This is a genomic window from Deltaproteobacteria bacterium (genome assembly GCA_016219225.1).
In the GTDB taxonomy this organism is placed as follows: domain Bacteria; phylum Desulfobacterota; class RBG-13-43-22; order RBG-13-43-22; family RBG-13-43-22; genus RBG-13-43-22.
This window is the reverse complement of the sequence record JACRBX010000171.1, coordinates 1-19897: the sequence shown is the minus strand read 5'-3', so window position 1 is coordinate 19897 and position 19897 is coordinate 1. Positions and strand designations below refer to the sequence as shown.

General features: G+C 50.0%; 21 protein-coding genes, 1 tRNA gene and 1 pseudogene. 17 read left to right on the top strand and 6 right to left on the bottom strand.

What is annotated here, in order from left to right; genetic code table 11:
• Positions 1-42 precede the first annotated feature (42 nt).
• The 7 genes from HY879_15085 to pyrF all read left to right on the top strand — a co-directional run bounded on the left by HY879_15085 (position 43) and on the right by pyrF (position 5099).
• Positions 43-119, top strand: a tRNA-Arg gene (locus HY879_15085).
• A 79-nt stretch (positions 120-198) separates the two neighbouring features.
• The gene (locus tag HY879_15080) at positions 199-1005 is read left to right on the top strand and encodes a phosphate ABC transporter substrate-binding protein (protein ID MBI5604661.1); all 807 of its coding nucleotides are present in this window, start codon (positions 199-201) and stop codon (positions 1003-1005) included.
• A 1-nt stretch (position 1006) separates the two neighbouring features.
• Complete coding sequence (gene pstC, locus HY879_15075) at positions 1007-1843, top strand: phosphate ABC transporter permease subunit PstC (protein ID MBI5604660.1); 837 nt, start codon at positions 1007-1009, stop codon at positions 1841-1843.
• Complete coding sequence (pstA, locus tag HY879_15070) at positions 1840-2679, top strand: phosphate ABC transporter permease PstA (protein ID MBI5604659.1); 840 nt, start codon at positions 1840-1842, stop codon at positions 2677-2679. The genes pstC and pstA overlap by 4 nt, the downstream gene beginning before the upstream one ends.
• 36 nt (positions 2680-2715) lie before the next feature.
• Complete coding sequence (gene pstB, locus HY879_15065) at positions 2716-3483, top strand: phosphate ABC transporter ATP-binding protein (protein ID MBI5604658.1); 768 nt, start codon at positions 2716-2718, stop codon at positions 3481-3483.
• A 12-nt stretch (positions 3484-3495) separates the two neighbouring features.
• Positions 3496-4254, top strand: coding sequence for a phosphate ABC transporter ATP-binding protein (gene pstB / locus HY879_15060; GenBank protein MBI5604657.1), 759 nt, complete (start codon positions 3496-3498; stop codon positions 4252-4254).
• A 125-nt stretch (positions 4255-4379) separates the two neighbouring features.
• Complete coding sequence (gene pyrF / locus HY879_15055) at positions 4380-5099, top strand: orotidine-5'-phosphate decarboxylase (protein ID MBI5604656.1); 720 nt, start codon at positions 4380-4382, stop codon at positions 5097-5099.
• Here pyrF and HY879_15050 read toward each other — a convergent pair.
• Positions 5089-6009, bottom strand: a complete 921-nt coding sequence (locus HY879_15050; protein MBI5604655.1) for a ketopantoate reductase family protein — start codon at positions 6007-6009, stop codon at positions 5089-5091. The genes pyrF and HY879_15050 overlap by 11 nt on opposite strands.
• 344 nt (positions 6010-6353) lie before the next feature.
• Here HY879_15050 and HY879_15045 point away from each other — a divergent pair, with 344 nt between their 5' ends.
• The 9 genes from HY879_15045 to HY879_15005 all read left to right on the top strand — a co-directional run bounded on the left by HY879_15045 (position 6354) and on the right by HY879_15005 (position 14807).
• Positions 6354-8261: an NADH-quinone oxidoreductase subunit L gene (locus HY879_15045; protein ID MBI5604654.1), complete on the top strand. Its 1908-nt coding sequence runs from the start codon at positions 6354-6356 to the stop codon at positions 8259-8261.
• The gene (locus HY879_15040) at positions 8258-9112 is read left to right on the top strand and encodes an NADH-quinone oxidoreductase subunit H (GenBank protein MBI5604653.1); all 855 of its coding nucleotides are present in this window, start codon (positions 8258-8260) and stop codon (positions 9110-9112) included. Before HY879_15045 ends, HY879_15040 begins: the two co-directional genes overlap by 4 nt.
• A 7-nt stretch (positions 9113-9119) precedes the next feature.
• Complete coding sequence (locus HY879_15035; protein ID MBI5604652.1) at positions 9120-9620, top strand: NADH-quinone oxidoreductase subunit B family protein; 501 nt, start codon at positions 9120-9122, stop codon at positions 9618-9620.
• Positions 9621-9906: 286 nt separating this feature from the next.
• Entirely contained in the window at positions 9907-10275 is a 369-nt protein-coding gene (locus tag HY879_15030) for an NADH-quinone oxidoreductase subunit C (protein MBI5604651.1), read from the top strand.
• Positions 10276-10420: 145 nt separating this feature from the next.
• A complete protein-coding gene (locus HY879_15025) occupies positions 10421-11497 on the top strand; it encodes a nickel-dependent hydrogenase large subunit (GenBank protein MBI5604650.1) in 1077 nt (358 codons plus the stop codon).
• A gap of 96 nt (positions 11498-11593) precedes the next feature.
• Complete coding sequence (locus tag HY879_15020) at positions 11594-11953, top strand: 4Fe-4S binding protein (protein ID MBI5604649.1); 360 nt, start codon at positions 11594-11596, stop codon at positions 11951-11953.
• A gap of 580 nt (positions 11954-12533) precedes the next feature.
• Complete coding sequence (locus HY879_15015; GenBank protein MBI5604648.1) at positions 12534-12731, top strand: helix-turn-helix domain-containing protein; 198 nt, start codon at positions 12534-12536, stop codon at positions 12729-12731.
• Positions 12732-12921: 190 nt separating this feature from the next.
• Positions 12922-14262, top strand: coding sequence for an AAA family ATPase (locus tag HY879_15010; GenBank protein ID MBI5604647.1), 1341 nt, complete (start codon positions 12922-12924; stop codon positions 14260-14262).
• Positions 14262-14807, top strand: coding sequence for a tetratricopeptide repeat protein (locus tag HY879_15005; GenBank protein MBI5604646.1), 546 nt, complete (start codon positions 14262-14264; stop codon positions 14805-14807). Before HY879_15010 ends, HY879_15005 begins: the two co-directional genes overlap by 1 nt.
• A gap of 65 nt (positions 14808-14872) precedes the next feature.
• Here the strand turns inward: HY879_15005 and HY879_15000 are convergent, their stop codons facing one another.
• The gene (locus HY879_15000; GenBank protein ID MBI5604645.1) at positions 14873-15934 is read right to left on the bottom strand and encodes a hypothetical protein; all 1062 of its coding nucleotides are present in this window, start codon (positions 15932-15934) and stop codon (positions 14873-14875) included.
• A 351-nt stretch (positions 15935-16285) separates the two neighbouring features.
• Here HY879_15000 and HY879_14995 point away from each other — a divergent pair, with 351 nt between their 5' ends.
• Complete coding sequence (locus HY879_14995) at positions 16286-16624, top strand: XRE family transcriptional regulator (GenBank protein MBI5604644.1); 339 nt, start codon at positions 16286-16288, stop codon at positions 16622-16624.
• 849 nt (positions 16625-17473) lie between these two features.
• Here HY879_14995 and HY879_14990 read toward each other — a convergent pair.
• The 4 genes and pseudogenes from HY879_14990 to HY879_14975 all read right to left on the bottom strand — a co-directional run bounded on the left by HY879_14990 (position 17474) and on the right by HY879_14975 (position 19785).
• Complete coding sequence (locus HY879_14990; protein ID MBI5604643.1) at positions 17474-18688, bottom strand: ISAzo13 family transposase; 1215 nt, start codon at positions 18686-18688, stop codon at positions 17474-17476.
• A 157-nt stretch (positions 18689-18845) separates the two neighbouring features.
• Complete coding sequence (locus tag HY879_14985) at positions 18846-19220, bottom strand: type II toxin-antitoxin system VapC family toxin (GenBank protein ID MBI5604642.1); 375 nt, start codon at positions 19218-19220, stop codon at positions 18846-18848.
• On the bottom strand, positions 19221-19412 hold the full coding sequence (locus tag HY879_14980; protein MBI5604641.1) for a type II toxin-antitoxin system VapB family antitoxin: 192 nt from the start codon (positions 19410-19412) through the stop codon (positions 19221-19223).
• A 148-nt stretch (positions 19413-19560) separates the two neighbouring features.
• Positions 19561-19785 (bottom strand): annotated as a pseudogene (locus tag HY879_14975) (molybdenum cofactor carrier).
• Positions 19786-19897: the final 112 nt, after the last annotated feature.

Sequence of the window (19897 nt, the reverse complement as noted above, 5' to 3'; positions counted from 1 at the left end):
TTTCTTGAATTTGAAACCGTTTTTTAGTATGGTACCTTTCGTGCGCCCGTAGCTCAGTCGGATAGAGCGTCGGACTTCGAATCCGCAGGCCGCCCGTTCGAGTCGGGCCGGGCGCACCAGATTTAAGAAGCCCTCTGACCTGACTTTGGGGCTCCCCATTATTTCTAATTACATTCATTCAAATTGAGCGATTTTAGTATGGCATGGTTTCGGGCCTTTTTCGGGCTTATTTTATTGATGTGTTTCATATCCCTGGGCTGTTCTTCAAAAAGCTCCACCCGGGCTCATTCCCTGACCATCGCCGGTTCCACCTCCGTCCAGCCCTTTGCCGAAAAACTGGCCGAAATCTATATGGAGGTCAATCATCAGGTCGTCATCAATGTCCAGGGCGGGGGGTCGACGGCAGGGATCAAGGCCTGCCGGGAAAAGGCCGCTCAAATCGGAACCTCTTCCCGAGAGCTTCATGCCGATGAAAATGATTTAACAAAAATAATTATCGCCAAAGACGGAATCGCTATAATTGTCCACCCGCAGAATCCGGTTAAAAACTTAACCCTCAAAGAATTACAGGGTATTTTTTCCGGCAAAATCCGTTCCTGGTCCCAGGTAGGCTGGGTGGACAAACCGATTTATTTTGTCAATCGCGAAGAAGGTTCCGGAACCCGGGATGCCTTTGAAAGCCTGGTAATGAAAAAAGGGGAAATTTCCGATGAGGCCCTGGTCCAGGATTCCAACGGGTCAGTCCGGGAAATTATTGCTAATAATCCCCAATCTATCGGCTATATCTCCTTTGGTATCGTGAACCATCAAGTCAAAACCATTGCTGTCAATTCCATATACCCTTCCGCGACGACTATTAAAAGTAATCTTTATACCTTGACCCGGCCGTTCATCTTCGTTCTTCCCAGCCAGCCGACAGGCCTGGGCCGACAATTTGTCAATTTTGTTTTAAGCCCGGAGGGTCAACAAATTTTGGAGAAAGAAGGCCTGGTAGGAATCCGTTAGCATGCAAGAGAAAATCATCGAAAAGGTCCTCACCCTCCTGGCGTTTTCCGCAATTGGTCTCCTGCTTCTCATTACGATCTTCATTTTTAAGGAAGGGTTTCCCCTCATTTTAAAGGCGGGCCTGAAAGACTTCCTTTTCAGTGCCAAATGGGCCCCGACCAAAAGCCATTTTGGGATCCTTTCCATGATCATTTCTTCTCTGGCCGTAACCATCGGGGCCATCATTCTGGGGGTACCCCTGGCCCTGGCCTGTGCCATTACCCTGGCCGAGTTTTGTCCTCCCCGCTGGCTGGTCTTCTTAAAGCCGACCATTGAACTCCTGGCCGGCATCCCTTCGGTTGTTTTCGGATTTTTGGGGGTTGTTTTATTGGTCCCCATAATCCGCGAATATCTCGGTGGACCCGGTCTATCTCTTTTGGCATCCTCCATCATACTGGCCATTATGATCCTTCCGACCATCACCAGCATTTCCATTGATGCCATTCAGGCTGTCCCTCTTTTATACAAAGAAGGGGCCCTGGCCATGGGGGCCACTCATTGGCAGGCCATCCATCTGGTCCTTCTCCCGGCCGCCCGGTCCGGGGTAGTGACGGCTATCATCCTGGGTATGGCCCGGGCCATTGGAGAGACCATGGCGGTCATTATGGTGGCCGGAAATGCCCTGAAGATACCCCGCTCCATTCTGGATCCGGTCCGAACGCTGACCAGCACTATTGCCCTGGAAATGGGCTATTCGGCCGGCGATCATCGCACGGCCCTTTTTGCAGCCGGTATTGTCTTATTTGTTTTTATTATGGCCCTTAACGTCCTGGCCAATCTTTTGATGCGGAAAAAATAATGCGCCTTAATCCCATTATAACTCAAAAAATGGTAAAAACCCTGCTCTGGATCCTGACCGGTCTGACTATCGGCATTTTGCTTTTTATCATTTTTTTCATATTCATTAATGGGCTCCCCCAGATTTCCTGGGCCTTCCTTTCCACCAATCCTGTTGACATGGGCCGCTCGGGCGGCATTCTGGCCACCATCGTCAGTACCATCTATCTGATCGGGATCGCCCTGTTCTTCGCCACCCCCCTGGGATTAGGAACGGCCATTTATCTGACCGAATACACCCGTGAAGGAATAGTTACCAGGATCATTCGTTTTGGGACCGAATGCCTGGCCGGCATACCCTCCATCATTCTCGGTCTTTTTGGATTTGCCATCTTTGTTATGGCCTTCGGCTGGGGGTGGAGTTTGCTCTCCGGCGGGCTGACCCTTTCAACCATGCTCCTCCCAACGATTATCCGGACTTCAGAGGAATCGATCCTGGCCGTGCCTCAGGAATATCGGGAAGTCGCCTTTTCTCTGGGGGTAGGCAAATGGAGGACCATCACCCGGGTGGTTTTGCCGGCGGCCCTTCCCGGGATTGTAACCGGCATTGTCTTGAGTATCGCCCGCTCCATTGGTGAAACGGCGGTAATTATTTTTACAGCCGGATCTTCCTTGCGGTTTCCGAATTCCATCTTTGAATCCGGTCGAACCATGGCCGTCCATTTCTATATTTTGGCCCGGGAAGGGATTTCCATGCCTATGGCCTATGGAACCGCGGCTATCCTGGTCCTGCTTATTTTGATCATTAACATCAGTGCCTACTTAACTATGCGGTTTCTTATGAAAAGGTACTCCTGATTTCGATTTTGGATTGCGGATTTCGGAATATAAAATATGACAAACCCTGATGACCCGAAAATCACCATAAAGAACCTGACGGTTTTATACGGAAAGGAACCGGCGCTTCAATCCATCTCCCTGGATATCCCGAAAAATAAAATAACCGGGATCATGGGGCCTTCCAATAGTGGAAAAAGCACCTTATTGCGCATCTTGAATCGGTTAACCGATCTGATCCCCGGCATCCTGATTCGGGGTCAGGTCCTGTTGGATGGGGACGATATCCTGATGCCCGGTTATGATGTCAATAACCTCCGGGCCAGGGTGGGCATGGTCTTTGCAAAACCAATCCCCCTGCCCCGTTCCATTTATGAGAACCTGACCTTCGGCCCCCGGATGCACGGCCTTAAAGACCGTCGTGTCCTGAATGAACGGGTCGAGCACAGCCTCCGGGCCGCCATCCTTTGGGATGAAGTTAAAGACCGCCTCTTTGAATCGGCACTGAACCTTTCAGGGGGTCAGCAGCAACGCCTGTGCATTGCCCGGACCCTGGCCATGCAATCCGAGGTCATCCTTCTGGATGAGCCGACCTCGGGCCTTGACCCGATCTCCACGGCCAAGATCGAGGAGGCCCTCCGGACCCTCAAAGAGGATTACACGATTATCCTGGTCAGCAACAATACCAAACAGGTGGCCCGCATTTCGGATAAGGTGGCCTTTTTCCTGATGGGGGAATTGATTGAATACGGCCCCCCGGATAAAATTTTTACCAACCCGTCGAATAAACGAACCGAAGACTACGTCTCCGGAAGATTCGGTTAAGGGGAAAGCGTTTTGCCTGCCATCACCATCCAAAATCTGGATTTGTATTATGGTTCATTCCATGCCCTGAAAGGCGTATCTTCCTTTTTTAAGGAAAAGACCATTACCGCCCTGATCGGCCCCTCGGGGTGCGGTAAATCCACTTTGCTGCGCTGTTTGAACCGGATGAATGAACTGATTGAAGGCGTTCGCATCGAAGGGCAGGTCCTCATCGGGGAACAGAATATTTATGCCCCGGGGACCAATTTGATTCAGCTCCGTAAAGAAGTGGGAATGGTCTTCCAGCGGCCCAATCCCTTCCCCCTTTCCATTTTGGAAAATGTCACCTTCGGCCTGAAGATCCATGGCCAGCTTCCTTCGAAAAAATGGAAGTGGGAAGAGATCGCCTATAAAGCCCTGTCGGCTGTCGGCCTCTGGGAAACCTTGAAAGACAAGCTTAAACAATCGGCCTTGGGTTTGACCCTGGAACAACAGCAAAGGCTCTGTTTTGCCCGCATTATAGCCCTTCAATCCCGCATAATCCTGATGGACGAACCCTGTTCAGCTCTGGATCCCATGGCCACGGAAAAGATCGAAAACCTGATGCTGGCCCTCAAGGAGAATTTTACCATCGTCATCGTGACCCACAATATGCAGCAGGCCGCCCGGATCTCCGAAGAAACCGGTTTTATGCTCCTGGGGGACCTGATCGAATTCGGCCCCACCGGCCGGATCTTCACCAAACCCCAGGATGAACGGACCAATGATTATATTACCGGCAGGTATGGATGATGAAAGAAAGGTATAAGGTGCAAGGCACAAGGTTCAAGGTTCGGGTATGAGGGTTCTCCTTGCACCTTGCGCCCTGAGCCTTGTGCCCATCATGATTTTTGACCCTTTAGGAATAAGGATACCTCATGGCTGAGAACACAAAATCGATACCTCTTAACAAACGCATCATTTTTGCCCTGGACGTCAGCACCCCCGCCGAGGCCCAGGGTTGGGTGGAAAAACTGGAAGGCCAAGTTAGATTCTTCAAAGTAGGATTGCAACTTTTTTTAGGCGGCGGATTTTCGATCGTAGATTGGATCGTCAAACGGGACCTGGAAGTGATGCTGGACCTGAAATTTTTTGATGTCCCCCAAACGGTCTCCTCGGCCGTGAAGCAATTGCATGGACGGGGCATCACCTATACCACGGTCCACGGCAACGACGCCATGTTGAAAGCGGCCGCCGAGGCCAAGGGCGAGGTGAAAATCCTGGCGGTCACGGTCCTGACCAGTCTCGATCAAGGGGACTTAAACGATTTGGGATTCCAATGTTCCCCGGAAGAACTGGTCCTTTCCCGGGCGCGTCGGGCCTTACAGGTGGGTTGTGACGGTGTGGTGGCCTCCGGCCTGGAAGCCCCGAAAATCAGAGAAGCGTTGGGGGCGAAATTTTTTATCGTCGTCCCCGGGGTCAGACCGGTGGAGAATCGCCCGGACGATCAAAAAAGGATTGTCGATGTCAAATCGGCCTTTTTAAACGGCGCCGATCATATCGTTGTCGGCCGTCCTATCCGCCAGGCCCCGGACCCGGAGGTCCTGATTCAGGAGATGCAGCAACAGATTGAAGAGACCCTTTATATCAAGCCCTGAATTGCTCCAAGACATGGATGATGTTCAATAGAACTTGGTTCGCCGGTGTGGGCAGGCCGTAATGCTTGCCCAGATCAACCACCTTTCCGGCAAAAGACTCGACCTCCGTTTTACGTCCCGCCTCAATATCCTGCAGCATCGATGTCTTGCCTTGGGGGGATAGGGTTTTGAGGACGGCGGACCACTCCTTGATATCCTGCTCCCCCAGGTTTACGCCGACCTGCCGGGCCAGAACCAGGACCTCGCGCATCAGCGTTTCCATCAATGTCTGGGCGTCCGGCGACGTCTGAAAGACGCCGTAGGGAACCCGCATCACGGCCGAAGCCTGGTTGACCCCCACGTTAATCATGAACTTCCACCATAGCATACGGTTCATGTCGGCAGGTATTTCAGATACGATTCCGGCACGCCCAAGGGCCCTCCGGACATCCAAAACCCGGTTACTCGGGATGGAATTATCACCCTCACCAAAATAGATTTTGCCCGGATTGGTATAGGTGACCGAGTTTCCCTGACGAACGGCGTCAATTCCCACGGCAATGGCATAGAGCACCTTATCCAGGCCATAGACGGAGCCGAGGGTTTCTTCGCTGTCAAGCCCATTCATTACCGAGATAAGAATCGTTTGGCCGCCGACCAGGTTTTTCAAATCATGGACTGCGGCCGGGAGGTGGTGGTTTTTGAGCGCCACGAGGATAAGATCGGCGGGCGGGACGCCCTCATCAGGGTGAACGACCGGAATCGAATAGTGCTGCCCATTGATTACCAGACCTTCTGCTTTCAGGTGATCATACCGTTGATCCCGGGCCACTAATACCGTTGAGAAACCAGAGGCATCGAAAAACTTGGATGCGTAGAATGCACCCATCGCACCGGCTCCAAGGACCGCCACGTTTTTGATCTCCTTCATTGTCCCCTCCAGTCCGAATCTGCGGCCGATTGATTCTTTTTGACCTCTCCGCCGAAACGTTATCATGTCTCTTGTTTTTTTACAAATGGTAAAAATCTTTGACACCTTTTCCCAAAGCAGCTTTAATAGCCACCGGTTCAAAATTCTTTTATCTTTGAATTTATTATCAATTTTTATACCCCGTTCTTTTTAAATTTTTTTTATGGCTGGCATGAATCTTGATGCTTAGCTTTAACAAATAATTTCCGGGGCGGATGGTCGCCCCATAAGATATAGGTTGAAGGGGTCTCCCCTTTGGTGAACCCCTCCAGACAAACAACTCATAGACCCCGGAAGGAAAAAAGATGGAAACCCTGACCGCTATCCTTATCCTTCTACCTTTTGGTTCCGCCTTCCTTTGTTACCTGGTGCCGATTCCGACCCTGCGGAATATTTTTATTCTGGTTTCCGGCGGTCTGCTGATGGTCTCGGCCTTCCTGCTTATCCCTTATTGCCCTTTCACCTTTACACCGGACACCCTTCTCGGGTTTAACCTCCACGCCCTGCTTAAGGTGGGGGATTTTCTGTTACCCTTGATCTTTCTTTATTTCGGGTTCAAACATAAAAGCTTCCTCGTAAAAATATTTTCCCTTTTACAACTGATCCTGATTTTCCTGATCGATTTTTTCCTTCTCCCGAAGGAACCGACCGGTCCGGTTTTTTACGCCGACAACTTATCTCTTCTAATGATCCTGATCATCTCCGTAATCGGCTCTCTGATCACCTTTCAGGCCATTCCCTATATGAAAAACCACGAAGAACATCTTCTTCAGGGACCATCCAGACAGCCTGGATTCTTTTTCGTTATGCTTTTGTTTTTAGGGGCCATGAACGGCCTGGTTCTGTCCAATGACCTGCTGGTCCTGTACTTCTTTTTTGAGGTCACCACCCTCTGTTCTTTTCTTTTGATCCGCCACGACCGGACCGAGGTGGCCGTTCACAACGCCGTCCGGGCCCTCTGGATGAACAGCCTGGGAGGGGTAGCCCTGGCCCTGGCCCTGGCTCTCATCCTGAATGAATTCCATTCCACGGATATGCAGCGCATCATACTGCTGCCCCCGGCCGTCGGCTACTATCTGGTGGCCCTGGCCCTCATCGCAGTAGCCGCTTTTGTCAAGTCGGCCCAATTCCCCTTTCAAAGCTGGCTCCTGGGGGCCATGGTGGCCCCGACACCGGTCTCGGCCCTGCTCCACTCCAGCACCATGGTCAAAATCGGAGTCTATCTGATCCTCCGATTTACCCCGGCCCTGCAAAATACCTTTTTGGGTCAGTGTGTGGCCCTTTTGGGCTGCTTCAGCTTTCTTTCGGCCGCAGCCCTGGCCGTGGGGCAAAGCAACGGCAAAAAGGTCCTGGCCTACTCCACGATCAGTAATCTCGGTCTCATCTTTGCCTGCGCCGGGATCAATACGCCGGAAGCCTTTACCGCCGGGGTATTGTTGATCCTCTTCCACGCCCTGATCAAGGCCCAGTTGTTTTTATGCGTCGGGACGATTGAACAACATATCGCCAGCCGGGATATAGAAGACATGCGCGGTCTCTACGCCAAAATGCCTCTGACCGCCCTGATCACGGTTTTCGGCGTGATCATGATGCTCATGCCTCCCTTCGGCCTGCTGCTTTCCAAATGGATGACTATTGAGGCCGCCGCCAAAAACATCTACCTGATCATCCTGCTGGCCACCGGCAGCGCCCTGACCGTTATGTATTGGGCCCGCTGGGCCGGCACTTTGATGAGCGACCCCTTTGCCGGGAGATTCAAACCGGAGCGCCAGCCCCTTCTGACCTGGACGGCCCTTGGGTCTTTGGCCATCGGAGCCGGGGGTTTAAGCCTGGCCGTCCCCTGGATCTATCAGTGGCTTTTCTTGGCCGATATGATCCGCGGCTATTCCCCCCCCTACCAAACCTATAATGGAATCCTGGAGAACGGTTATGGGATCTTTCCGGTCTTTCCCCTGTCCCTGATAGCCATTTTGGGCTTTCTGGTCTCTATTTGGTTTCTCAAAGGAACGGCCAAAGCCCGGATCGCCCCTTCCTATCTGGGGGGGCTGGAGACCGGCGAATCTGGGGTTTTTCGAGGTCCCATGAATCAACTCATACCGGCCGAGGCCAGGAATTATTACCTTTCCCATATCTTCAGTGAAACACGGCTCACCGGCTGGATCAACCTGGGGGCCGGCATCTTGCTCACCCTTCTCTTGGGAGGGGCCTTATGATCTACAAAACCGCCTTACTGATTGGCGCCCTGATAACCGCACCCTTTCTGGGGGGCTTGTTGATGGGGCTGGACCGGATCCTGACGGCCCGGTTACAATCGCGCATCGGCCCGCCTTTGCTCCAACCCTTCTATGATTTGATCAAGCTTCTCAGGAAGGAAAAGATGGTAGTCAATGTCTGGCAGGCCTTTTGTGTCAACTGTTATGTGGCTGCCGCCTCCATCTCTGTTGGCCTTTTTATCCTGGGGTCCGACCTGTTGTTGATTTTGTTTATCCAGGCCGTTGGGGCCATCTTTCTGGTGGTGGGGGCACTGACCTCGACTTCGCCCTACAGCCAGGTGGGGGCCCACCGGGAATTGCTCCAGATCCTTTCTTATGAACCGCTCCTGATCCTGGCCATTATCGGAATTTATCTGGAGACCGGGAGTTTTAAAATCGAAGCCGTCCTGGATTGGGAACAACCCCTGCTGATGCGGCTCCCTTTTTTATTCCTGGTTACCGGGTATGCTCTGCTGGTAAAGCTCCGAAAATCCCCGGTTGATCTTTCCACCTCGCATCACGCCCACCAGGAACTGGTTAAGGGATTGACGACCGATTATTCCGGCCCTTATCTGGCCTTGATCGAACTCGGCCATTGGTATGAGGTGGTACTTTTTCTGGGTTTTTGCAGCCTTTTTTGGGCCACCAGTTGGATCGGCATGCTGATCGTGGCGTTGGGCCTGTTTTTGGCGGAAATTCTGGTGGATAATACCACGGCCCGGTTGACCTGGCGCTGGATGCTCGGTTCTACCTGGGGCCTTGGTCTGACCCTGTCTTTAATCAACCTGATCTGGTTGTTTCTTCGTCGGTAGGTACCTTATGGGTATTTTTAAAAATATAACTGAAATTTCACGGATGAAATCGCCCTGGCTGCTCCATTTTGACTGCGGGAGTTGCAATGGTTGTGATATCGAAGTCCTGGCCTGTTTGACCCCGGTTTATGATGTCGAACGATTCGGCATTATCCATGTGGGCAACCCCAAGCATGCCGACCTCCTGCTGGTCACCGGGACGGTTAACCACCGCAACAAAAAAGTCCTGGTCAATCTCCACCAACAGATGCCCGAGCCCAAAATCGTAGTCGCCATCGGCGCCTGCGGTTTATCGGGGGGTATCTTCCGGGAGGCCTATAACGTGGTGGGCGGCGTGGATCAGGTCATACCGGTTCATGTTTATGTGCCGGGATGCCCTCCCAAACCGGAGGCTATCATCGATGGGGTGGTGCTGGCTTTGAAGGAGTTTGAAGCGAAAAATGAAAAATACGGGCAAGGGGCACGAGGCAAGAGGCGAGAGGCAAACAAGGAGCAGGAAAAAAGCTAACCTTTATCCCTTTGCCTATAGCCTTCTTAACACTACAGCGACACTTTTTCCGTCATTCCCGAATGTCTTTATCGGGAATCCAGGTTTTTCAGGAAAATGAGAAATCAAAATCCCTGGATTCCGCTCCCCGATTAAAAACGTCGGGGACAAGCTTAAACCATGCCTGAATGACGGATAAGGGGGCGCATCAGCCAAAAAATCCGCTGTAGTATTAATTCAATTTTTATAATTCGTGGAGCCGGCTACAAACCGGCAGACTGATATAGAATATGACAAAGGATTTCCAATGCAAGATCCAATTGTATCGATTACTCCCGAGCAGGTAGTCGGGGAAACGGCCAGGATCAAGGCCGAAGGCTATCGCTTTGTGACATTGTCCTGTGTAGAAAATGATGAGGCCATGGTGGACATCCTGTATCATTTTGATCGGAACTATCAGATGACCCACCTGCGATTGACCGTACCGCGGGATCAACCCATCCCCAGCATAACCCCGGTCTATCTGGCGGCCTTCCTGGTGGAAAACGAAATCCAGGACCTTTTTGGACTGCGCTTTGAAGGCCTGCCCATTGACTACCATCGGACCTTCTATCTTGAAGAGGAGGTCAGGGAAGCCCCTTTATGCACCTATGCAGTGGGGGAAATAAAAAAGTGAAAAAGGACCGGTTCAAGGCGCAAGGCTCAAGGCTCAAGGAAAAATATTTACACCTTACCCCTCACACCTCACGCCCTGCACCTTGCACCCTGCACCCTGCGCCTTGCGCCTTGAGCCTTGCGCCTTTATTTTATCAGGATTGACCATGCCTAAAACCATTATACCTTTCGGCCCCCAGCATCCGGTTCTGCCCGAACCGGTCCATCTGAAGCTTACCGTTGAAGACGAGGTGATCCGGGAGGTCGTTCCTGCCTTCGGGTTTGTCCACCGGGGATTGGAAAAGTTGGTAGCCATCCGGGATATGCATCAGATGGTCCAGGTGGTGGAGCGGGTCTGCGGGATCTGCTCTATGATCCATGCCATGTGCTTTTGCCAGGGCATTGAAGAGATGCTCGGCCTGGAAGTGCCCCGCCGGGCCAGATTCCTGCGGGTCATCTGGTCGGAACTCCACCGGATACACAGCCATCTCCTCTGGCTGGGCCTCTTTGCCGATAGTTTTGGTTTTGAAAGCCTTTTCATGCAACTATGGAAGATCCGGGAAAAAATCCTGGATATCCATGAGGCAACGGCCGGAAACAGGATTATCATCTCGGTCAATGTTATCGGCGGAGTCAGAAGGGATCTGGAGCCCGAGCAGATGCAATGGATCAAATCCGGCCTTACCGAAGTGGAAAGGGAACTTAAGGCCCTGGAAAATACCCTGCTCAATGACTACACGGTAAAAAAACGCACCGTGGGAAAAGGAATCGTCAACCAAAACCAGGCCTATGAACTGGGACTGGTCGGTCCCACGGCCCGGGCCAGCGGTATTGCCCAGGACATGAGGCTCCTCAAATATGCCGCCTTCGATGAACTTGATTTTCAGCCTGTTGTGGAAAGGGATGGGGACGGTTATGCCCGGCTGAAGGTCCGCCTTCGTGAAGTCCATCAATCCATTGATCTCATCCGCCAGGCCATTCCGAAAGTCCCGGAAGGGGAGTTGTCGGTCAAGGTGAAAGAGAAACCGGAAGGGGAAATGGTTACCCGGGTGGAACAGCCCCGGGGAGAATTGGTTTATTACCTGAAGGGGAAAGGGGAAAAATTCCTGGACCGTCTCCGGATCAGGACCCCCACCTTTGCCAACCTTCCGGCCCTGGTCGTTATGCTCCCGGGAATGCACCTTTCAGATGTCCCGATGATTGTCTTGTCGATCGATCCTTGTGTCAGTTGTACGGAGAGATGAAAAACCTTGGGAATCCAGAATCCAGGAGTCAGAATTCAGGTTGGAGAACCATGGAATTAAATAAAGAAATTCCTGTATGGTGGAGGACAAAAAGCCATGTTTAGAATGACCCCGAATATCATCGAGAATCTTTTTACCACCAAGTCGACACGGCTCTACCCCATGATGGAACGGAAGCCTTTTGAAAGGGTCCGGGGAGAAATCTTCAATGTAGCGGAAGAATGTACCTTCTGCACCATCTGCGCCGTGAAATGCCCTTCCCAATGTATCAAGGTCGATCGGAAAAAGGCCACCTGGGTTTACGACCCTTTTGCTTGTGTCTATTGCGGCGTCTGTGTGGAAAGCTGCCCCTCCAAATCCCTCCGCCAAAAAGAAAAATACCGCCCGGCAAAACTCGTTAGAGAAATAGTCTCCCTCCAGGGAGAGATAAAGAAAAAGGCCCAGGAACCCTCATAGCATCCCCGCTCAGCCACCCCTCTTGAACTCAGGAGTAATGATTTCCGACAATTTTTGCTATATTTTGACATTTTTTGTTTCGCCAGGGACGGCATGAGAATGCCAAAACGTTTCCCCTTGTAAGGGGTCGGAATCATGGAATAAAAATTTAAATTAATCGGGGTTGGGCTGGCACTTATCTTGCAATTTTCCATGGTTAATTTAATCCGTCCATCTGGTCGGCTTTGAGATAAGACCGGTCGCCCTCTGTTCCTGCACTGGTTCTCCGGCAACGATCAGCGATCTTACTCTGTACCTTTGGAGGAACATGGAAAAATTTTGCATCGTCAAAAGAAGAAAGCAAGGCCTTCGGGTTCCTTTTCCCTCCCCCTTGCCTATCCCGGAGGAAGAGCCCGTTTCCCGAAATAATAAGTTCAGTCCCTCCCAGGAAATTAATTCAAAAAAAGAGCCGGTCCTTTCCTTGCATTTAACTCCCTGGCAAAGCCGGATTATCCGATCAGGAGGAATCCTCCCCTTCCTGGGATCGGAAACACCCAAAACTTTGAACTTAAACTTGCACCAAGAGAAGGATGGTTCTGTTGTGTTTAATTTCCATCTCGACCCGGACCATAACCTGATGATGCTCAAACCGCTTCAAGTCTGCCGGATGATGCAGATCAGCCAAAGCCTGTTAACCCGACTGGTTCAAAAGGACAAGATCAAAAGCTATAAAATCGGTCGCCTCAGGCGTTTTTGTCTTAAGGATATCATTGAAGCCTTGAGTCAAGGCCCGGCATGAAAAATCGATTTTCTTATAAACCTCGAAGTTACCCAACCCGGACCAGCCGGAACCAAGATTTTGGATATACAAAACATGTTAATAAAACCTCAATTGGTCCGGGTCCAAGGCGTGTTCTTTAAGAAATTCTATCCATTTTGCGTAGAATTATATTCTTTAGTTACTAAGGAATTGAAACGGAGGAAATCGTATGTATTTTGAATATTGGCATCTTCAAAAACCGCCTTTTGACAATGTCCCCGATCCCTCCATGTATGCCGAGTGCCATACCTCTATGGAAAATGCCATTGCTGAGACTTTATTTGCCATCGAGGAGGGGAACGAATGCCTGGCGGTAATTATCGGGGATGTCGGTCTGGGAAAGACCCTGTCCCTGCGCATTATCATCGACAACCTGTCACCGGAAAAGTATCAGATGGCCTTGATCACCAATCCGAGCATTTCTTTTATCCAACTATTAAATGAGATCATCGGCCAATTGACGGAGAGTCCGTGTAATGAAAAGAAAAAAGCGGGCCTGCTGGAGCTTTTTAATAAACTCCTTTTTCAAACCGCCGATGCCGGGAAAAAGATCGTCCTCCTGATCGATGAAGCCAACGCCATTACCCCGGCCAATCTGGAAAGCTTGAGACTCCTGACCAATATGCAGGATGATCGACGGAATCTTTTTACCCTGGTCCTGGCCGGGCAGATCGAACTGGCCCGGCGTTTGGAGGATCCCAAGCGGGCCAATCTCTTTCAACGGATCGGGACCTACAGCCGAATCGAGAAGATCGCCTCCATAGAGCAGCTCCGAACTTATGTGGAAACCCGTCTGAGGTTGGCCGGGGCGACCGGATCGATTTTTACCGAAGACACCTATCCCCTGTTCTGGAAATATTCGGACCAGGGAGTACCTCGCTTGATCAACAAGATCGCCAAACTCAGTTTAAAAGCCGGGGAGACCCACGGGCTGGAACAGATCGACGGTCAGGTGGTTTACCAGGTTGGCCGGCAATTTGAAAAAATAACCCTCACGGCGGCCCCCCGGGGAAAGTCTAAAAAGAAAAATGAAGATGGGTTGAAGATTGACGAAAGAGAAAACATCTCTCTTCCGGTCGGGCTGGAAAAGATCGAGGAAATCGTTTGTCCTGAATCGGGTCAGGGCCTGAAGTCTAATCCGGAGGATGAATCGGCCGGATCAATCCCCGAAGACCTGAAATCAACTGAAATTCCTGACGAATCTTCCGGCCAACTCTATTTGCCGGAAGTCGCTGAAAGCAGCCCACCGGCACCTGAAAGAATTTTTGAGGAAATTCAGGTCGGAAACTTCAAGATACGGCTCCATCTCCCTCCTCAGTTATTCGAGCAGGCCCTTTCCGCCTCCCGGGAAGATCGGTTGAAGATGGCCGGCCAGGCCGCCTTCCTGGCTATTAAAAAATTTTCCCAGTCGACTTCTTCCTCTCCCTCCGATCCAATTTCCACCTGGAGTGAACTGCGTTCCATCATCTTTAAAAGGCTGGAGCCGCCGGAAAGGGAAATGGTCGCCTGATGAATCAACTGGCTCTCAAAAGGACGAATTCTCTGAAAGGCCGGCGCAGCAATCGGGGAGACTATAAGACCCTCTTTAACTCGGGATCGGATTTTCTGCAGCAAGGGAATCATCAGGAGGCCTTGAGTTGCTTCCTGGAAGCGGCCAGACTAAGGCCGGACCACGAGGAAACCTGCCACTCCCTGGGACAAGTCTATGAACAGATGGGAAGATTCGGCACTGCCAAGCAGATGTACAGACTGGTCCTGGAAATTGACCCGGGAAACATCGAGGCTTTGATCCGGACGGCTCATATCCTGGAAAGGGAAGGGGATTATCACCAGGCCGTCAGGGTCTACCAAAAGGCCATAGAAATCAATCCCCAGGCCGTTGCCCCGCGTTTCGGATTGGCCCAACTCTATCAACAGTACGATATGTTTGATGAGGCCAAAGAAGCCTACGAAACCCTCTTAGAAAAAGAACCCTCCCACCCGGTAGCCCGGTTCAACCTGGGCCGGCTCCTCTTTCAACTGGGGGAATATCCCGAGGCCGCTGGGTTGTGGTAAAAGGTAAAATTCCAGACCCTCGGGCTTCTTTAAGTGAGGCCTATTCGGCGATCCACTAATGGCTCCTACGGGGCCAGTAACAAATACAAAATCGAAAAAATTGCTGCTGTGGTCTTTTCTTTTGGTGTTGATTCAAATGTAATATTAAAAGAATAGTGTTTTGATTGAGATGACTGCAAAATCAATGGAGTTACTCCAACATTGTCTGCGGTGAAATCCTGTTTTTTTGTTGTATCGAAAAATCCTCCAAATATCATTGGAACTCCCGGATTATTTGATGAAATGATAACCTTTAAACTTGGTTTTTGTATTGGATTTATTCCAAATGAATATCCCATTCTTTTGAGATCAACATGATTAAATTCCCCCACTACATCTATGGATAAACTGTCTGTTGTTTCAGAAGGGAAAAAACCAGGAGTTTGAAGAGGATCCCAAACAACATATCTTTTGTCTTTGTAGATGATGTCAACTCGTTTCATATCTCCAGTATTTCCGTATCCATCTCCCAACAGAGGAACATTTTCAAGCCTATTAGAAGCAATCTTAAATAAGTTCAAATCTCCTTTTCCAGCCAAGAGTCCGACTAAAGAAATTGTAAAACTCCCTGCACCACTAATCTTTTGCTCAGAGGGACTAAAAGAAAAACTGATTATACTGTTCCAGTTTCCATATCCCGATGGATTTGCGGATGATGAAACTTTTCCAGATGCGGTCACATTGATTCCTGAAGAATCAGCATTGACATTTGATACTGTTGTATCTTTTAAGACTGCTCCTGGAAGAAATGGCTGAAAATACCAGGAAGAGCCCCAAGCATCTGGCTCATCTACGGATGGATGAGGTCTAAAGTCATATATCCCTCCTTCATATATCAAAGACATGAAGTGTTTTCCTTTATGGTAAAAACGGTATTGCGCTGGATTAATTGCTTGTGTTATTGAATATGAAGCTGCTTGTGGAGATATTTTCCCTGTGCTTTCACTGAATTTAATATCTTCTTTTGACTGTTGGCTGAGAATTATTGATGGAATAATTGACAAACCAAGTATTAAACCTGAGATTAACAAGTTTCTTTTTGTTTTTCTTCCAATATGAGACAGTAAACCAACTATTTCTTCTGACATAAGGGGTGTGCGAATCTTCTTTTCTTTATAAAGATATTTTTTGATTAGAACTTGCCTTGTGATGGGAAGAGTATAAAACAAGAAAAAGACAGGTTCAAGAAAATAAATTGGGCCAAAGGCATGGCCGCCCGCAAATTATGATCAAGGCAAACGATCGCTTGGTCCTTAGGGGATTCTTCCCCCATATTAAGGCGGCGGATAGTTGAAAGGCATCTGCCGTTCTCAGGGGATGGACTCTTATTAGTCTCTCCATCCTTTGTTGTAGACGTTCACCAGGTTGTATCTCAGACCACTCGGCAGACAAGAACTGATCGAGGATCACAGGGGCGACACCTATAAAGAGATTTTGATATGACGACCGATCACGAAAAAAGCAGTGGTAATGTTTTTGCCGATCTGGGGTTCCCCCATTCGGAGCAGGAGCTTGTTATGGCCAAGCTGACGGTTCAGATTTACCGGCTCCTGAAAGACCGGGGGCTAACCCAGGCCGAAGCCGCCAAACTTCTCGGCACCACACAGGCGCAAGTATCGGCGCTTATGCGCTGCCGCCCCGTGTCGATATCTGTTGGCCGTTTGATTGAATTTTTAACAATACTCGGTCAGGATATAGAAGTCACCGTTAAACCGTCCTCCCGACGAAGCAAGGGACAGCCGGGACATATATCCGTCACGGTTCAGCCCGCTTGTTAAAAGTCACCGGAACCTTCTGACAGTCCCCTCTTTGAGTAGCACCCGGTCCGCATAAAAAGGAATGGTCATGGAAGAACTTACGCTCGTTTCATCTTACCGGCGACCTTTGCGTCCGCTGGTTGAGGCGGCCCTTCAAAACGAATTGCGCTTGCTCTAAGTCAATATCAAACGCACCGAACAGAATTTGAGCAACTTTGAGACTCGATTCGGCCTTCCGACCACCGAATTCATTCAACGTTTTGAAAACGACGAATTACCGGAAACTCTGGACTATGTTGAATGGACTGGGGAATACCACTTACTAATGAGACTGCATGAAAAAGCGGAGGCCCTCCGGGAGATTCGCTTTGCGAATTGAAAACTCAGCACCTATCCTCATCACAAACATGCGGGCAGTCCAATGCACGGGTTGGTTGGGCTCTAATACTGCAATTAAGTAGTCTTCCCGACATGTACCTAAAATTTTCTTTAATGTAAAAAAAATAGTGATTTAGTTACAGTTTGGACAAAATTCTAACCGTTTAATGCCACAAATAGGACAAATACACTCTTTCTGGTTAACTTTCCACGCTAACTATACAAAATTTCGGCAAATGATGCCGTTTCCTTTTCTAATACTAAAAAATATTTTGATTTTTCCATTGATTATTGTTTGAACTCTTCCGTTTTTTCAAAATGAAGGCAAGAAGATTACAGGAAGAAGCCTTCAATCTTCGTCGAAAATGGATGGTCAGAGAAGGATCTCGGCCATCCCCCGGTTCAAGAAGCCCCGTCTCGCTCAACCCGGTACGGCTTCGGACGTTTGTCTTTAAGCTCGACTACCTTATGCATCGTCAATAAATAAAGGTATCAAGTGACTCTTGTTGATTGGGGTCGGATAGTGTAATTCCAATCACCGTGAAACTTGTGCCGTTCCAGGTTAACACGCTTCATTTCTTCGTCGCTTACCTTTCGGCCCACCGGATATTTCCGGCGATCCAAACGACATGTAACTTTCAAGCCTTTGGCGGTCGTCGTTCGTGCGATCAGGTTGACGATGGTCTCATAATCCATTAGGGATTCCCCGCGCCAGTTCGAGGAGATGAATGAGAACAAGCGGTGTTCAACTTTGTTCCATTTGCTCGTACCCGGAGGAAAGTGACAAACCAAAATGGAAAGACCCGTTTCGTCCGCCAGCTTCTGTAGGGATAATTTCCAAATTCGCAGTCGCGATCCGTTGCTGCCACCTCCATCTGCCGTGATGAGTAGTTCGTACGCAGTTGGATACAACTTCTGGCCTTCATGCCGCCACCATCCCCGAATCGATGCCACGGCAAAGGCTCCCGTATCATGGTCGGTCCCGACATTCACAAACCCCGTATTGCGCCCGATGTCATACACACCATAAGGATAGGCGCGAGGCACTGACGGATCGGGGAAATCATGCCCGTTTACCTTGAGGGGATCTTTGGCAGGAAGCCATTGTCGCCCCTGATTCTTATATTGTCCGAGCAATTCTTTCTTCTTGGTGTCAACGGACACGACCGGCGTTCCTGTGGCCAGCGCACGTTTCGTCTGTGCATTGATGTGGCGGAATTGTGCGTCCCGGTCGGGATGATCGTCACCTTCTTCCGTCTTGCGGTTGCCTTGCAGGCTGTAGTCCTGGTCATGAAGCAACTGCGCTACTTTTTCGTGACTGACCGGATGGTTCTGTCGCGTCAGTTGTGTGGCCAAGGTCCTGGTGCTCTTGCATATCCAGCGCAGAGGGGATTCCGGATCTCCACGCGTTTCGGGTTCGATCAGGCGATCCAAGGCATCCAATAGACGGGGATCATGAACGGTGATCTCCTTTCGACCCGCCCCCGACCGGCGAACACGTCCCGGGGAGAGTACAGCTTTCATCGCGATCTCCTCAATCCCCTTGGCGATGGCTTTGCGTGATAAACCGCAGGCGCGACTAACTTGCGATACGCCGCCATAGCCGATGGCTCGCGCTTCCGTGGCAGCCATCAGACGCCGACTCCGCTCATTTAATAGCGGCCAGACATCTGCAAATTTTTCTTGGAGCGTAATAGCACCTCTCATAATACGCAATCATAACATTTCTCGATGATAGATGCTACCTTTATTTATTGACACCTCCTTATGCTGGCTGTAAATTCCCGTAGGGTGGGTGGAACGAAGTACAACTCACCAATGTCCTGCCATTTAATCCAAATTGGTGAGTTCCGTTTCACTCCACTCACCCTACATCCTTTTGTCTATATCTGCAAAGGAGTTCTTCAGCAGCACTGTCCAGTTTCTTGTCTAACGTCCAGAGAGAGGCTCCAGTCAAGAGAGCGGTGGCAAGAAGATGGACATCTACGTAGCCCAAGCCTTTCCCCATGATACTGTGGGCTTCGATAAAAGCAAGGACCTCTTCGTGCTCTACCAGAAAAGCCATTGGTAGAGCCTCCAGAAGCGAGATGATGCCCGCTCTGTTCTTGAGGTTTCCGCAAGCGAGTTCGCCTATGATAAACGGATGGCACGCGACCTCTCCCTTGTTAAGTAGTTTCACCAAACCTTCATGGGTTTCCCGAAAATGGGATACCCAGATTGATGTATCAACGAGAACCACTTAGATGCTCCGCCTCCTCGGTACGTGCTTCAACTGTTTCTCGGTACCTCCCAGCTTCGCCAGTCTCTTTCCGCTTTCTCTTGCTATGAGCGCCTCTAGCCCGAGCTTTACCAATGTGGTCTTTTCCTTTATACCCGTCATTCTTGATGCTCGATCAATCAGGCTGTCTTCGATATTGAGTGTTGTTCTCATAGTATTTAACCTCACTGTCTGATATGCATAAATATGCCAGTTTGATGCATACATGTCAAGCGGTAGTTGAGATAACATAAAGGAATGATCCCGGCCGTCCCCTGGCTCAAGGGCTGTGGTTCGCTAAAATCGTTATGAAACACTTTCTTTAAAAAACAAACCGCCTGATTATATATATTCCGGGTGATTCGCTTTCTCTGGGACCGGCCACATTAAGGATTTTGATGTGGTTGGCCCTTCCCCACTCCAGTACAGAATGGTCTTCTTCGCCGGAAGACAGATCGATAAGCAGGTAAGGTTTTTTGTGGGCACTGGTCAGTTTGATGGTCAGGGCCGTACCGCCTTTGGGTTTTCCCCGGGTCAGGATGAACATAACGCACCTACGGTGCGGACTTTAGAGATCCTTGACATAACATAGATCACCACCACAAGGGCACTGAAGTTCTGGCATTCGGTGTTTAGACCTTGGGGAAGGTGGGAAGGAA